Annotated in this window: 11 protein-coding genes; 10 read left to right on the top strand and 1 reads right to left on the bottom strand. The window is 63.0% G+C overall.

Going from position 1 to position 14,117, the window contains the following annotated elements:
• Positions 1 to 288 precede the first annotated feature (288 nt).
• The 9 genes from WBB95_RS01065 (at position 289) to WBB95_RS01025 (ending at position 12,653) form a co-directional block, all read left to right on the top strand.
• Positions 289 to 1,851 carry an ABC transporter substrate-binding protein gene (locus WBB95_RS01065; RefSeq protein WP_424485907.1) on the top strand — a complete coding sequence of 521 codons (1,563 nt, stop codon included), beginning with the start codon at positions 289 to 291 and terminating at the stop codon, positions 1,849 to 1,851.
• 2 nt (positions 1,852 to 1,853) lie between these two features.
• Positions 1,854 to 2,795: an ABC transporter permease gene (locus WBB95_RS01060; protein ID WP_424485906.1), complete on the top strand. Its 942-nt coding sequence runs from the start codon at positions 1,854 to 1,856 to the stop codon at positions 2,793 to 2,795.
• Entirely contained in the window at positions 2,792 to 3,670 is an 879-nt protein-coding gene (locus WBB95_RS01055) for an ABC transporter permease (protein ID WP_424485905.1), read from the top strand. The genes WBB95_RS01060 and WBB95_RS01055 overlap by 4 nt, the downstream gene beginning before the upstream one ends.
• On the top strand, positions 3,667 to 5,310 hold the full coding sequence (locus WBB95_RS01050; protein ID WP_424485904.1) for an ABC transporter ATP-binding protein: 1,644 nt from the start codon (positions 3,667 to 3,669) through the stop codon (positions 5,308 to 5,310). The genes WBB95_RS01055 and WBB95_RS01050 overlap by 4 nt, the downstream gene beginning before the upstream one ends.
• Before the next feature lie 112 nt (positions 5,311 to 5,422).
• Positions 5,423 to 6,676 carry an OprD family porin gene (locus WBB95_RS01045; protein WP_424485903.1) on the top strand — a complete coding sequence of 418 codons (1,254 nt, stop codon included), beginning with the start codon at positions 5,423 to 5,425 and terminating at the stop codon, positions 6,674 to 6,676.
• A 208-nt stretch (positions 6,677 to 6,884) separates the two neighbouring features.
• Complete coding sequence (locus WBB95_RS01040) at positions 6,885 to 8,003, top strand: succinylglutamate desuccinylase (RefSeq protein WP_424485902.1); 1,119 nt, start codon at positions 6,885 to 6,887, stop codon at positions 8,001 to 8,003.
• A gap of 99 nt (positions 8,004 to 8,102) precedes the next feature.
• Positions 8,103 to 9,296, top strand: a complete 1,194-nt coding sequence (rocD, locus tag WBB95_RS01035; protein WP_424485901.1) for an ornithine--oxo-acid transaminase — start codon at positions 8,103 to 8,105, stop codon at positions 9,294 to 9,296.
• Positions 9,293 to 11,947, top strand: a complete 2,655-nt coding sequence (gene acnA / locus WBB95_RS01030) for an aconitate hydratase AcnA (RefSeq protein ID WP_424485900.1) — start codon at positions 9,293 to 9,295, stop codon at positions 11,945 to 11,947. The genes rocD and acnA overlap by 4 nt, the downstream gene beginning before the upstream one ends.
• On the top strand, positions 11,940 to 12,653 hold the full coding sequence (locus WBB95_RS01025; protein ID WP_424485899.1) for a transporter substrate-binding domain-containing protein: 714 nt from the start codon (positions 11,940 to 11,942) through the stop codon (positions 12,651 to 12,653). The genes acnA and WBB95_RS01025 overlap by 8 nt, the downstream gene beginning before the upstream one ends.
• Here WBB95_RS01025 and WBB95_RS01020 read toward each other — a convergent pair.
• Entirely contained in the window at positions 12,639 to 13,001 is a 363-nt protein-coding gene (locus WBB95_RS01020; protein WP_424485898.1) for an NUDIX hydrolase, read from the bottom strand. The two genes, WBB95_RS01025 and WBB95_RS01020, sit on opposite strands and share 15 nt — an antisense overlap.
• Positions 13,002 to 13,128: 127 nt before the next feature.
• On the opposite strand from WBB95_RS01020, the gene WBB95_RS01015 reads away from it, so the two are divergent.
• Positions 13,129 to 14,109 carry a Gfo/Idh/MocA family protein gene (locus WBB95_RS01015; protein WP_424485897.1) on the top strand — a complete coding sequence of 327 codons (981 nt, stop codon included), beginning with the start codon at positions 13,129 to 13,131 and terminating at the stop codon, positions 14,107 to 14,109.
• Positions 14,110 to 14,117: the final 8 nt, after the last annotated feature.

Here is a 14,117-nt window from a genome sequence, read left to right as displayed (position 1 = left end):
CAGGTTCATTATTTATGATCGGCCTGAAACGGCCCCAACCCCCGGTTTTTGGGTAGGCTGGGGGCAATGCGACGCGGGATCATCACGTGATCGGAAAAGCCGAGCCCGATCACCTGGAGCGTTCTTCTCAAGGTTGCCGCGTGAAGAATAAGATCGGTCCAGGAACATTCGCCAACCGTGAACGGCGACTAAAACAACAACAACTATTCAGGAGTTCGGCCGTGCCTCTTTTTGGGTCCTGCCAGCGTCCGAACCCATGCGTAAGGATCATTTAAGGTGCATTTATCCATGAACAAGACTTTTATCCTGGCAGGCGCCTTGTCTGCGGCGCTGATGGGCACTGCCCACGCTGAGAGTGTCTTGAAGGTGGCGCTCAACGCCGACATTCGCAGCACCGACCCGGGCGTCAACCGCGACACCAATTCCGACGCGGTGATCATGCACATCACTGAAGGGTTGGTGGCGTTCCGTGAAGACGCGACCGTCGGCCCGTTGCTGGCCAACGACGTGCAGGTGTCCGACGACGGCCTGCGCTACACCTTCCACCTGCGTGACGGGGTGAAGTTCCAGAACGGCAAGGCGCTGACCTCCGCCGACGTGCTGTGGACCTGGAAGCGCTTTCTCGACCCCAAGACCCAATGGCGCTGCGCGCCTGAATTCGATGGGCATGGCGGCGCGAAAATCGTCGACATGAGTGCCCCGGACCCGCTCACCGTTGTGTTCACCCTCGACAAGCCCAACGGCCTGTTCCTGACCAGCACCGCGCTGCCGGAGTGCGGCGGCAGCGGCATCCTCTCGCCTGACTCGCTCAACGCCGACGGCAGTTGGAAGGCGCCGATCGGCACCGGCCCGTTCCGCCTCGGCGACTGGAAGCCAGGCCAATACGTCGAGCTGTTGCGCAACGCCAACTACACGCCGCGTGATGAAAAAGAGCCCGATGGCTACACCGGCAACAAGAGCACCCGCCTGGATCGCGTGCGCCTGCTGGTGATTCCCGATCCGGCGGCGGCCAAGGCGGCTTTGCTGTCGAAAAACGTCGACCTGCTGATTGACGTCACCCCGCTGGACGCCACCGAGCTGGCCGCCAACCCCGGCGTGCGCGTGACGTCCAGCGGCACCATGTCGGTAAATGCCTTGCTGTTCCAGACCCGCGACCCGCTGCTCAAGGATGTACGCCTGCGCCAGGCCATCGCCCACGCCCTGGACACCGCGCAAATCGTCGAGGCCCTCACCGGCGGGCGCTCCAAGGCGAACAATTCGATGGTCGCCAGCGGCAGCCACTACCACACTGCCATTGAAGACCAGGGTTTTGCCTTCGACCCGGCCAAGACCGCGCAGCTGCTGCGCGACGCGGGGTACAAGGGCGAGCCGATCAAGCTGATCGTCAACAAGCGCTACGCCGCGATCTTCGACATGGGCGTGTTCGTGCAAGCCATGGCCAAGGCCAGCGGCATCAACCTGGAGTTGGAAACCCTGGAGTGGGGCACCCAGCTTGAGCGTTACCAGAGCGGCAACTATCAGATGATGGCGTTCCCGTATTCCGAGCGCCTTGACCCGGCCTTGAGTTTTGACTCGATGACCGGCGACAAGGACAAGGAAGCGCGCAAGGTCTGGGACAACCCCGAGGCCCGCCACTGGCTGCGTGAAGTCCAGCGCGAAGGTGACATCGGCAAGCGCCAGGCGCTGTTCGATCAGATGCACCTGCAGATGCTCAAGGACGTGCCGCTGATCCCGATGTACAACGGCAATGCGATTGCCGCCAGCCGTGACTACGTCAAGGGCCTGCGCACCTGGCCGGTGTCCAAGCCGCGCCTGTGGACCGTCAGCGTCCCCGCTTCCGGGAGCAACTGAGGATGTTTCGTTTTATCGCTCAACGCCTGGCAATGTCGATTCCGACCTTGCTGCTGATCTCGCTGATGGTCTTCGCGATCATCCGCCTGGTACCGGGTGATCCGGCGCTGTTGATGCTCGGCGACATGGCCGACGCCCACAGCCTGGAAGTCGCCCGCGCGTCCCTGGGCCTGGACCAGCCGCTGCCGTTGCAGTTTGTGATCTGGCTCAAGGCCGTGCTCAGCGGTGACCTGGGGCATTCGATTACCACCAATGAGGCGGTGTTGCCGCTGATCCTGGACCGGTTCCAGGTCAGCGCCGGGATTGTGCTGATCTCGGTATTGCTGGCGGCGCTGATCGCGGTGCCGGGCGGCTTGCTCGCTGCGTGGAAGCAGGACAGCGCGCTGGACTTCGGCGTGGTGTCGACCGCCACCCTGTTGTTGTCGATCCCCAGCTTCTGGCTCGGCCTGCTGTTGCTCTATGCATTCGGCATCAAGCTGGGCTGGTTGCCGGTGGTGGGGTATGTGTCGTTCAGCCAATCACCTTGGCAGGCCTTGAGTTTTATCGTGCTGCCGATTGTCACCCTGACCCTGGTGGAACTGGGCGCGATCACCCGCATGGCCCGCGCCAGTGCGATTGAGGTGCTGCGCCTGGAGTACATCACCCATGCGCGGGCCAAGGGGTTGTCGGAGCGCGCGGTGCTGTGGCGCCACGCGTTGCGCAATTCGTTTGCACCGACGTTGACCCTGATCGGCTTGATCCTGGGCAACCTGCTCAGCGGTATCGCGGTGCTGGAAACCGTGTTCACCCTGCCGGGCATCGGCCGCCTGATGGTGGATGCGATCTACGCCCGCGACTACCCCGTGCTGCAAGGCTGCCTGCTGCTGGTGACCTTTGTTTATGTGCTGGTCAACCTGTTGGTGGACCTGCTGTACCCGCTCTTCGACCCCAGGGTTAAGTTATGAATAAGCCTCTTCCGGTTGCCCCCGAGGTGCTGTTGCCCGCGCCGGGGCGTGCCCCCAGGGCCTGGCGCGTGCCGCCGTTGAATGCGCTGATCGGCGCGACGTTGCTGGCCCTGCTGTTGATCATGGCCGCCCTCGGCCTGGTGTGGACACCTCACGATCCGCTGGCACTGAACCTGCTGGCGCGTTTGCAGGCGCCCACCGCCGCGCACTGGCTGGGCACCGATGAATACGGCCGTGATGTGTTGAGCCGCCTGATGATCGGCGCACACACCAGCCTGTGGGTGAGTGTGTTGACGGTGACCCTGGCAATTGTCGCCGGCAGTTTCCTCGGCTTGCTGGCGGGCTTCCTGCGCGGCTGGGTCGACCGTGGCCTGATGATGGTCAACGACGCGCTGCTGGCGTTCCCGGGAATTCTGTTGGCGCTGGGGTTGATGGCGATCATCGGCCCGAGCCTGTACGGCATCGTCTTCGCCCTGAGCCTGGCCTACACGCCGTCGGTGGTGCGTGTGGTGCGCGGCACCGTGCTGTCGCTGCGTGAGAAGGAATTTGTCGAGGCCTCGCGGGTCATCGGCAATTCCGAGCTGTACACCATGCTGCGCCACATCGCGCCGAACTGCGTGGCGCCGGTGTGCGTGCTGGCCACCAGCATGTTCGGCTGGGCAATCCTTGCGGAAAGCGCCCTGAGCTTCCTCGGCCTGGGCGTGCCGCCACCGGCAGCGACCTGGGGCAACATGCTCGCGGCCAGCCGGCCGTATATCGCCACCGCCAGTTGGCTGGGCCTGTTTCCCGGGGTCTGCATCGCCATGGCGTTGCTGGCGTTCAACCTGTGTGGCGACGCCTTGCGTGACCGCCTTGATCCACGGATGAGTAAATGAACATGACCGACGTATTGCTGGCAGTCGATCACCTGAAAATCCGCGTCGGCGCCCACGGCCCGCTGGCGGTCAGTGACTTGAGCTTCACCGTCGCCCCCGGCGAAATCGTGGCGCTGGTGGGCGAGTCCGGCAGCGGCAAGACCCTGGCCGCCCGCGCCGCCATTGGCCTGTTGCCGCCGCCGCTGGAACATTGCGGCGGCCAGGTGCGCTTTCAGGGCCACGACCTCAATAGCCTCACGCCCGAGCAACTGCGCCAATTGCGCGGGGCGAAGATCGGCATGGTGTTCCAGGAACCGATGGTGTCGCTGAACCCGTCGATGAGCATCGGCGAGCAAATGGCTGAGGGCCTGCGCCTGCACACCAAGCTCACCGAAGCGCAGATTCGCGAACGCAGCCTGGAGATGCTCGGCCATATCGGCATCAAGGACGCCGAGCGGTGCCTGGCGGCGTTCCCCCATGAGTTCTCCGGTGGCATGCGTCAACGCATCATGCTCGCCTCGGTGATGCTGTTGCGCCCGGCGCTGTTGATCGCCGACGAGCCGACTACCGCGCTGGATTGCCTGGCGCAACTGGACGTGCTGAAGCTGATGCTCGACCTGACCCGCGAGCAAGGCACGGCGATTTTGTTCATCAGCCATGATCTCTCGCTGGTGGCGCGCTACGCCGACAAGGTGGTGGTGATGCGCGAAGGCCGCGCGGTGGAGCAGGGCACCATCGAGCAGATTCTGCTGTCGCCCAAGGCCGAGTACACCCGGCAATTGCTGGAGGCATTGCCGCGTCGCGGCGTGTTGGCGGACTTGCCCAAGGCCGACCGCCCGCTGCTGACGGTCAAGGACGTGTGCATCGAGCACCCGGGCCCGCGCAGCCTCTGGGGCCGTAGCCAGTTCAAGCGGGTGGTGCACTCGGCCAACTTGAGCATCGCGCCGGGGGAAACCCTCGCGCTGGTGGGCGGCAGCGGTTCTGGCAAAACCACCCTGGGCCGGGCAATTGTGGGGCTGAACACACCATGTGCCGGGGCCATCGAGTTTGAAGGCGTGGACATTCTCAAGTCCGGCAACCGTGAGCATCGCCTGCAATGCCAGATGATTTTTCAGGACCCGTATTCGTCCCTCGACCCGCGCATGAAGATTGGCGACATCCTCGCCGAACCCCTGCGCCATGTGCCCGGCATGAGCGCCGAGCAAAAACGTGAGCGGGTCACAAAAACCCTGCTGGATATCGGCCTGGCCGAGCAATTTGTCGAGCGTTTCCCGCACCAGCTTTCCGGTGGTCAGCGTCAGCGCGTTGCGATTGGCCGCGCATTGGTGCGTCACCCACGGCTGGTGATTGCCGATGAGCCGATCTCGGCCCTGGACATGACCATCCAGAAGCAGATTCTTGAACTGTTCGAACGCTTGCAGGCCCAGTACGGTTTTGCCTGCCTGTTCATCTCCCACGACCTGGCGGCGGTGGAGCGCATCGCTCACCGGGTCGCGGTGATGAGCGAGGGCAGGGTGGTGGAAATGGGCGCGCGCGACGAGATCTTCGACCGCCCGCAGCATCCTTACACCCGCAAGCTGCTGGCCGCGGCCAGCCCATTGGAAAAACTTGAAAACGGCGGCTACCGCATCCGCCAGGATCCCGTACCACTAGCGCTGTAACCCAGGACTGGCTACGCCCGCCGCGCAAACGCTCGATTTGCGCGAACGGCGAAGCCATGCCCGAAGAACAATAAAAACACCCCCAACCCCCACACTGCCAGGAGCTAAAAAAATGAAAAAATCCCTGACTCAACTCATCACCGGCGTAGGCGTCGTGAGCAGCGGGATGATCCCGTTCGCCGCCCAGGCCGACTTCATCAATGACAGCAGCGGTACGCTGGAATTGAAGAACTACTACTTCAACCGTGACTACCGCGAGGCTGCGTCGCAGTCGATGCGCGCCGAATGGGCCCAGGGGTTCATCCTCGGGATCAAGTCGGGATTTACCGAGGGCACCGTGGGTTTCGGCCTGGACTTGACCGGCATGCTCGGCGTGAAGCTCGACTCCAGCCCGGGCTTGTCCGGCACGGGGTTGCTGCAGCGGGACAGCGACAAAAACGTCTCCGATGAGTACTCCAAACTTGGCGTGACCGCCAAGGCGCGCTTTGCCAAGAGCGAGCTGCGCGTGGGTTACCTGGTGCCGGATCTGCCAACCCTGCAACCCAACACCAGCCGGCTGTTCCCGCAGTCGTTCAGCGGCACGCAACTGGTCTCCAATGACATCAGCAACCTCAAGATCAGCCTTGGGCAGATCGACCAGGCCAAGGACCGCGACTCCACCAACTACGAAGACATGAAGCTGACCACCGTCAGCAAGGTCTACAAAAGTACGGCCCTGAGCGACCAGTTCCGGTTTGCGGGGGGTGATTATTCGCTGACGCCCAACACCCTGGTCAGCTACCACTTTGCCGCGCTGGACAGCATCTACCAGCAGCAATACGTAGGCTTTAAAAACAACTTCGGGCTGGGTGGCGGCACGTTGAAAACCGACGTGCGTTACTTCAACGCCGACAAGGACGGCGCGGGCCTGGCCGGTAAAGTCGACAACAGTGCGTTGAGCACGCGCTTCACCTACCAGTACGGCGGCCACAGCATCGGCGGCGGCTACCAGCGCCAGTACGGCACTACGCCGTTTACCTACCTGGACGGCTCGATCACCTACCTGTTTACCGAGTACCAGTTCAGCAACTTCACCCAGACCCGCGAGCGCGCCTGGCACGCACGCTATGACTACAACTTCGCCGACCTGGGTTTGCCGGGGCTGTTGTTCGGCATCAAATACGCCAAGGGTGATTCGGCTGAGGTACTGGGATTCAACCGTGAGGGGCGTGAATGGGAACGTGACCTGGACCTCGGCTACGTGGTGCAGAGCGGGCCGTTCAAAGGTGTGTCGATGCGCTGGCGCAACGCCCTGAGCAAGGGCAATTACTTCAATGATGTGAACGAAAACCGCGTGATGCTGGGCTACACCCTGGCGCTCTGGTAACAGGCCTCTGTGGGCGCGGGCTTGCCCGCGATGGCGATGTCACGGCCAACATCACGGTTGCCTGAACCATCGCTATCGCAGGCACGTCAGCTCCCACACTGATCGGATTGTCAGATCGAGATAGCCCCGACCGCCCTTACAAGCGATCACCCGGTCTCGCTAGAATTTTTCCCAAGATCCATCACTCGAATACCGAGACTTCCGGTTTATGAAACTTAATCAACACCCTCTGCTGCAAGCGACACAAGGTACCCACAGGCACGTGGAGAGTGAGCATTACGGTGCAGTGGGTGCAGGTCGAAAAATTTATATTCAGGCGGCGCTGCATGCCGATGAAACCCCGGCGATGCTGGTGGCCGCGCAGTTGCGCAGGCACTTGGCGGCGCTGGAAAGCGCTGGCCGCCTGAATGCGCACATTGTGCTGGTGGCAGTGGCCAACCCGGCAGGCCTGGGCCAGTACATCATGGGCGCCCCCAGCGGGCGTTTTGAACTGGGCAGCGGGCGCAATTACAACCGCGGTTTCCCGGTGCCGTACCCGGCGATCATCAGCAAGGTCGAGCACCTGCTGGGCCAGGACATCAACGCCAACCGCACGCTGATCCGCACCGCGTGGGGCGAATGCCTGCGCGCCGCCGAGCCGATGGACGAATACCAGTCGCTGCAACAGACCCTGATGCTGCTGGCCCACGACGCCGACATCGTGCTGGACCTGCATTGCTCCCGCGAGGCCGCGATGCACCTCTACACCGGCGAATCGGTGTGGCCGACCATTGAACCGCTGGCGCGTTACATCGGCGCCGAGGCCACCTTGCTGGCCACTGATTCCCAGGCCAATTCGTTTGATGAGGCGCTGTACCTGTTGTGGGTGAACCTGCGCGCGCAACTGGGCGACCGTTTCCCGATCCCCGACAGCAGCATTGCGGTGACCGTGGAGCACCGTGGGCAGCGGGATGTGTCCTATGAGCTGGCGGACCATGACGCGAACGCGATCATCGATTACCTGACTTACCTGGGGGCGATTGAAGGCACGCCGCGCCCGCTGCCTGCGTTGCGCAGCCCGGCGACGCCCTTGGCCGGCAGCGAGCAGTTCTACGCGCCGAGTGCCGGCGTGCTGGTGCACCGCGCCGCCGTCGGCAGCCGCATAGAAGCGGGCCAGGCGCTGTTTGATATTGTTGACCCCCACAGCGGCAAGACCACCACGGTCAATAGCCACAACACGGGCGTGTTGTACATGCGCCGCGATGTGCGCTTTGTGAAACCCGGCGACCCGCTGGGCCGGGTCTCCGGTGCCACGCCGATTCGCAGCGGCAAGCTGCTCAGCGCCTGAGCAATTGGCGGTGAAATGCACTTCCCTGTGGGCGCTGGCTTGCCTGCTCCCACCGTTGATCTTCATTGTTCATTAGATTTTTACCAGACAGGACACCCCATGCACTCCAACCCGGCAATCACCCTCGAAAACCAATTCTGTGCCCACAACTATTCACCCCTGCCGGTGGTCATCGTCAAGGGCGAGGGCGTCTGGGCCATTGCCGATGACGGCAAGCGTTACCTGGACATGATGTCGGCCTATTCCGCCGTCAGCCATGGCCATGTGCACCCGCGTATCCGTGCTGCCGCCGTGGCGCAGATCGACAAGATCAGCGTGGTCTCCCGTGCGTTCTACAGCAAGCCATTGGGCAACTTCCTCAAGGCCCTGTGCCGTATCAGCGGCTTTGATTCGGCGCTGCCGATGAACAGTGGCGCCGAAGCCGTGGAAACCGCCATCAAGGCCGCGCGCCGCTGGGGTTACCGGGTCAAGGGCATCGCCGCGAACCAGGCGAAGATCGTGGTGGCCGATAACAACTTCCATGGCCGCACCTCGACCATCGTCGGCTTCTCTTCCGAGCCGGACTACAAGGCTGACTTCGGCCCGTTCTGCAACGGTTTCACCGAAGCGCGATTTGGCGATATCGAGAGTTTTCGCCGCGCCATCACCGCCGACACCTGCGCGGTGCTGATCGAGCCGATCCAGGGCGAAGCCGGTATTCGCGTGCCACCGGCCGGGTTCCTTCGCGCGTTGCGCCAGCTGTGTGACGAGACCAATACCTTGCTGATCCTCGATGAAATCCAGTCGGGCCTGGGCCGTACCGGCAAGTGGTTTGCCTTCCAGCACGAAGGCATTCGCCCGGATGCGTTGATTCTCGGCAAAGCGCTGGGTGGCGGGATCATGCCGGTGTCGGCGTTTTTGGCGGACCATTCGATCATGGATTTGTTTGACGCCGGCAGCCACGGTTCCACCTTCGGCGGCAACCCCCTGGCCGCCGCAATCGGCCTGGAAGCCCTGAATGTGCTGGAAGATGAAGGGCTGATCGACAACAGCGCGCAGCTCGGCCAGTACCTGGTTGAACGCCTGGGCGCGATGAATTCTTCGGCCATTCGCGAGATTCGCGGGCGCGGTCTGTGGGTGGGTGTGGAGCTGGACCGTGATGCGCGACCCCTCTGCGAGGCGCTGCTCGCCGAAGGCCTGCTGACCAAGGAAACCCACGAAAACGTGCTGCGTATTGCGCCGCCGCTGTGCATCACCCGCGCGGAGCTGGATTGGGGCCTGGCGCGCATTGAACGTGTGTTTGCCCAGTTATGAGCGACTTTCTCAACCACCTCGATGTCGACGGGCAACGGTATGCCTATGTCGACCTGTATAAATTGCTGACCTGCGAGCAACTGCATCGGTTGCCGTATTCCTTGCGCATCCTGGTGGAAAACATCGCCCGCTGTGCCCCGGCTTCGTTGCCGTCAGTACTGGCGCGCGCCACGGGCAACGGGCCGGATTGCGAAGTGCCGTTCAAGCCCAACCGCCTGATGTTCCATGACACCACGTGCCTGCCGGCGCTGGCGGATTTTGCCGGGATGCGCGACGTGGTGGCCGAATTGGGCGGTGACCCTGCGGCGGTGAACCCGTCGATTCCGGCGGTGCTGACCATCGACCATTCGGTGATTGTGGAGCACTACGCCGAAGCGGGGGCGGTGGACGCCAACCTGGACATCGATTTTCGCCGCAACAGTGAACGCTACCGCTTTATCAAGTGGGCCCAGGCCAGCCTGGACAACTTCAAGGTGATCCCGCCGGGCACGGGGATCATCCACCAGATGAACATGGAAGCCATCGCGCAGGTGGTGTGGGAGAGCCCCGCTGCCGACGGCGGCGTGCTGCTGCACCCCGATTGCATGGTCGCCACCGACAGCCATACGCCGATGATCAATGCCATCGGCGTGTTGGGCTGGGGCGTGGGCGGGCTGGAAGGGCAGGCGGCGATGCTCGGTGAACCGGTGCCGATTGCGTTTCCGCAGGTGGTCGGGATTCGGGTCAGCAATGCGTTGCGCCCGGGCGTTACCGCCACCGATTTGGCGCTGACCGTGACCGAACTGCTGCGCCGACGCAGCATGGTCGGCAAGTTTGTCGAGTTCACCGGGCCGGGGCTGTCGTCGCTGAGTTGGGCGGCGCGCGGTACGGTGGCGAACATGGCGCCGGAGTATGGCGCGACCGTGGTGTTTTTCCCGTTTGACGACGAGACCCTGTCTTACCTGGAACTGAGCGCGCGGCCTGCGCCGTTGCTGGCCAAGGTGGCGACCTACATGGCCGCGCAGTCGTTGTGGCGCCAGGAAGGGGAGCCGCAACCGCACTTTGACGAACTGATCGAACTCGACCTGGCGCACGTCGAGCCGAGTGTTGCGGGGCCCCATCAACCCCATCAGCGCCAGTCATTGGCGAATGCGGCAGCCTCGTTTCATCAGCATGTGCAGGGCGAACCCGGGCAGCAGTTTTTCGAGCCGTCGTTTGATGCGCCGCTGACCCATGGCGCGGTTGTGATCTCGGCCATCACCAGTTGCACCAACACCGCCAACCCGGCGCAGATGATCCAGGCCGGGCTGCTGGCGCGCAATGCGCGGGCCCGGGGTGTGGGGCGCAAGCCGTGGGTCAAGACATCGTTGTCGCCAGGCTCGCGGGTGGTGGCGGATTATTTGCACGATGCCGGGCTGCTGGAGGACTTCGCCGCGCTGGGCTTTGAGCTGGCAGGCTTTGGCTGCATGACCTGCATCGGCAACTCGGGCAGCCTTGAGGCGCACGTCGAAACCTTCGCCAGGCAAGGGCTCAAGGGCGTGGTGGTGCTGTCGGGCAATCGCAATTTCGAAGGGCGGGTCAACCCGAACGTCCCGGCTGGGTACCTGGCGTCGCCGGCGTTGTGCGTGGCTTATGCGATTGCCGGGAGTATCGACATTGACCTGTCGAGCCACCCGCTGGCGCTGGATGCCGAGGGCAAACCGGTGTACCTGCATGAGCTGATGCCCAGTGATGCCGACGTGGCCGCGCAAGTCGCCTGTGTGGTGCGCCCGGCGTTGTTCCAGCAGCGCGGCGAACTGTTGTGGCAGGGCACCCATCATTGGCAGGCATTGGCCGCCGATGGCAGCGTGCAGTTTGCCTGGCACCTGGACTCTACCTATCTGCGCCGCCCGCAGTACCTGGCGGGTGTGCAGCCGTTACCCGCGGCGCAGCTTTCGCTGTGCAATGCGCGGGCGCTGGTGGTGCTCGGCGATAACGTCACCACCGACCATATCTCGCCGGCGGGCACTATCCCGGCTAACAGTCTGGCCGGTGCCTGGCTGCGTGAGCGGGGCGAGGCCGAGGTGGATTTCAACCAGTATTCGACCCGGCGCAGCAACCATGAAGTGATGGTGCGCGGCGCCTTCACCCACCCGCGCCTGAACAACCTGCTCGACGCACAGCAACCGCCGCGCCAGGGTGTGTGGGCGTGGAATGCCGACCACAGTGCGTATTTGCCGCTGTACCTGGCGGCGCAAAGCTACGCCGGCACGCCGACGGTGTTGTTTGCCGGGGCCAATTATGGTGCCGGTTCCAGCCGCGACTGGGCCGCCAAGGTCTTGAGCCTGTTAGGCATCAAGGCCGTGGTGGCGCGCAGTATCGAGCGCATTCACCGCAGCAACCTGATCGGCATGGGCGTGTTGCCCTTGGTGTTTGCCGAGGGCGACTCGGTCCAGGACCTGGCCCTGGAAGGCAGCGAGCGCCTGACCTTCCTGGGGCTGGACACCCTGCAGGTCGGCGAGAACCCGATCACCCTGCAGATTGAACGCGCTGATGGCCGCACTACTCAGCACGTATTGGCCCTGCGCCTCGACTCGCTGCAAGAGCTTGGGTACCTTGAGCACGGCGGCGTATTGCCGTTTGTGATCCGTAAGACCGTGCAACGGACCTGTCAAGGAGCGCTCGATGATTGACCCTCAGGTAATGCTGCAACTGGCCCCCGACGGCGTGCTGCGCGCCGCCATCAATTTCGGCAACCCGGTGCTCGCGCAACGCGGGCCGGACGGCGAACCCCAGGGCGTTTCGGTGGTGCTGGCAAAGGCATTGGCCGAGGAATTGGGTGTTGAGTTGCAACTGATCACCTTCGAGGCGGCGGGCAAGGTCTTCGCTGCGTTGGCCGACGATGTGTGGCGCGTGGCATTCCTGGCCATCGAGCCGGTGCGTGAGGAGGAAATCGCCTTCAGCGCGCCCTATGTGGCGATCAAGGGCACTTACCTGGTGGCGATGGATTCAGGGTTCACCCAGGTCGCGCAACTGGATGCACCGGGACGGCGCATTGCTGTCGGCCAAGGCGCGGCGTATGACCTGTACCTGAGCCGCACGGTGCAGCATGCCGAGTTGGTGCGGGCGCCGACGTCGGCGGCAGCGGTGGATTGGTGTATCGAACAAGGCCTGGACGCCGCGGCGGGCGTGCGTGATTTTTTACGCACCCGGGTGTCGGCGCAATGGCGACTGGTCGAAGATGATTTCATGACGATTCGCCAAGCCATGGCGGTTCCGGTGGCGCATGCGGCCGCTGCCGCGTTCGTCAGATCCTTTGTCGAACGGCAGAAAGAGAACGGCGTGGTGAAGCGCGGTTTGCTGGACAGCGGGCAGAGCGCTGATCTACAGGCGACGTAGGAAGGATTTGACGATGTGCCGGGTAGCGTCGGTGGTGTCCAGTTCATCCATGGCGTTGTAGGCGTGCCACTGGCAGTCGATGATTTCGTTGCACGGCCTGGCGTCGGCAATGTTCACCACCGAGGCTTCGAATACGTGGTGCAGAGTGTCGCGCGCCTTCAGTTCCTGCAGGTACAGCAAACCGTCCACGTTCAGCCCGGTTTCTTCTTCAAGTTCGCGTTCGGCGGCGCCAACCGGACGTTCGTTGCGTTCGACTTTGCCGCCTGGCAGTGCCCATTTCGATCGGGCTTTGCGCACGAAAAGGATATGCCCCTCGTGCTCGCAAATAACTGTGGCCCTTATTTTCATCGTGTGTGCCCCCGCAGCGTGATGAATGTCATAAAAGTGTAATGCAATTGTCATGCTAAGTGCTTATGGCGCAGACGTGTGGGGTTGTGGATACTGCCCCCTTGATGAAAACGCACGAGGAAAACCGATGAACACCGTACGTTGGGGCATGATCGGCTGTGGCAGTGTCACTGAATTGAAGAGTGGACCGGCTTTCTACAAAGCGCCAGGTTCGGCCTTGGTCGCCGTGATGGGGCGCCGCGAGGAGGCCGTGCGCGATTACGCAGCACGCCATGGCATTGCCCGCTTCTACACCGACGCCCAAGCGCTGATTGATGACCCTGAAGTCGATGCGGTGTACATCGCCACACCGCCCGACAGCCATCTGGAATACAGCCTGATGGTAGCCGCCGCCGGCAAGCATTGCTGCGTCGAGAAGCCCATGTCGCTGAATGCCGAACAGAGCGCGTTGATGCAGCGCACCTTCGAGCGTGCCGGGCTGCATTTGTTCGTGTCTTACTACCGCCGTTCGCTGCCGCGTTTCCAGCAAGTGCGCGACTGGCTGCAAGACGGGCGCATCGGCGAGTTGCGCCAGCTGACTTGGAGCCTGTGCAAGCCTGCCGCCGTTGAGGACGCGAGCGCCGCCAACTGGCGTACCGACCCGGCCATTGCCGGAGGTGGCTATTTTGCCGATTTGGCCAGCCATGGGTTTGACCTGTTCCAGTACCTGGCCGGCGACATCGTCGAGGTCACAGGTTTTACTGCACGCCAGGCTGGCAAGTATGCGGCGGAGGACGCGGTGACGGCCTGCTGGACCTTCAGTTCGGGTGCGATGGGCATGGGCTGCTGGAACTTTGTGGCGGACCGTCGCGAAGACAAGGTGGAGCTGATCGGCAGCCGTGGGCGCATCACCTTTGCCGTGTTCGAAGACCAGCCGCTGCGGCTGGAGGGCGAGACGAACGAGGTATTGGAAGTGCCGTGCCACGCGCATATCCAGTGGCACCATGTGTTGAATATGAATGCCCATATTCGCGGTGAATCCGAGCACCCTTCGTTGGCGATCGAGGCATTGAAGACCGATCGGATTCTCGACAAGGTGCTGCAACGCAACCCCAACTTACCGGGGTAAACGCCTGC

Source organism: Pseudomonas sp., assembly GCF_049645325.1.
In the GTDB taxonomy this organism is placed as follows: Bacteria; Pseudomonadota; Gammaproteobacteria; order Pseudomonadales; family Pseudomonadaceae; genus Aquipseudomonas.
This window is presented reverse-complemented; position numbering and strand designations above follow the sequence as displayed.

Coding starts and splice junctions, on each gene's coding strand:
- WBB95_RS01065 (WP_424485907.1), top strand. CDS start 289: ATGAACAAGACTTTTATCCTGGCAGGCGCCTTGTCTGCGGCGCTGATG.
- WBB95_RS01060 (WP_424485906.1), top strand. CDS start 1,854: ATGTTTCGTTTTATCGCTCAACGCCTGGCAATGTCGATTCCGACCTTG.
- WBB95_RS01055 (WP_424485905.1), top strand. CDS start 2,792: ATGAATAAGCCTCTTCCGGTTGCCCCCGAGGTGCTGTTGCCCGCGCCG.
- WBB95_RS01050 (WP_424485904.1), top strand. CDS start 3,667: ATGAACATGACCGACGTATTGCTGGCAGTCGATCACCTGAAAATCCGC.
- WBB95_RS01045 (WP_424485903.1), top strand. CDS start 5,423: ATGAAAAAATCCCTGACTCAACTCATCACCGGCGTAGGCGTCGTGAGC.
- WBB95_RS01040 (WP_424485902.1), top strand. CDS start 6,885: ATGAAACTTAATCAACACCCTCTGCTGCAAGCGACACAAGGTACCCAC.
- rocD (WP_424485901.1), top strand. CDS start 8,103: ATGCACTCCAACCCGGCAATCACCCTCGAAAACCAATTCTGTGCCCAC.
- acnA (WP_424485900.1), top strand. CDS start 9,293: ATGAGCGACTTTCTCAACCACCTCGATGTCGACGGGCAACGGTATGCC.
- WBB95_RS01025 (WP_424485899.1), top strand. CDS start 11,940: ATGATTGACCCTCAGGTAATGCTGCAACTGGCCCCCGACGGCGTGCTG.
- WBB95_RS01020 (WP_424485898.1), bottom strand. CDS start 13,001: ATGAAAATAAGGGCCACAGTTATTTGCGAGCACGAGGGGCATATCCTT.
- WBB95_RS01015 (WP_424485897.1), top strand. CDS start 13,129: ATGAACACCGTACGTTGGGGCATGATCGGCTGTGGCAGTGTCACTGAA.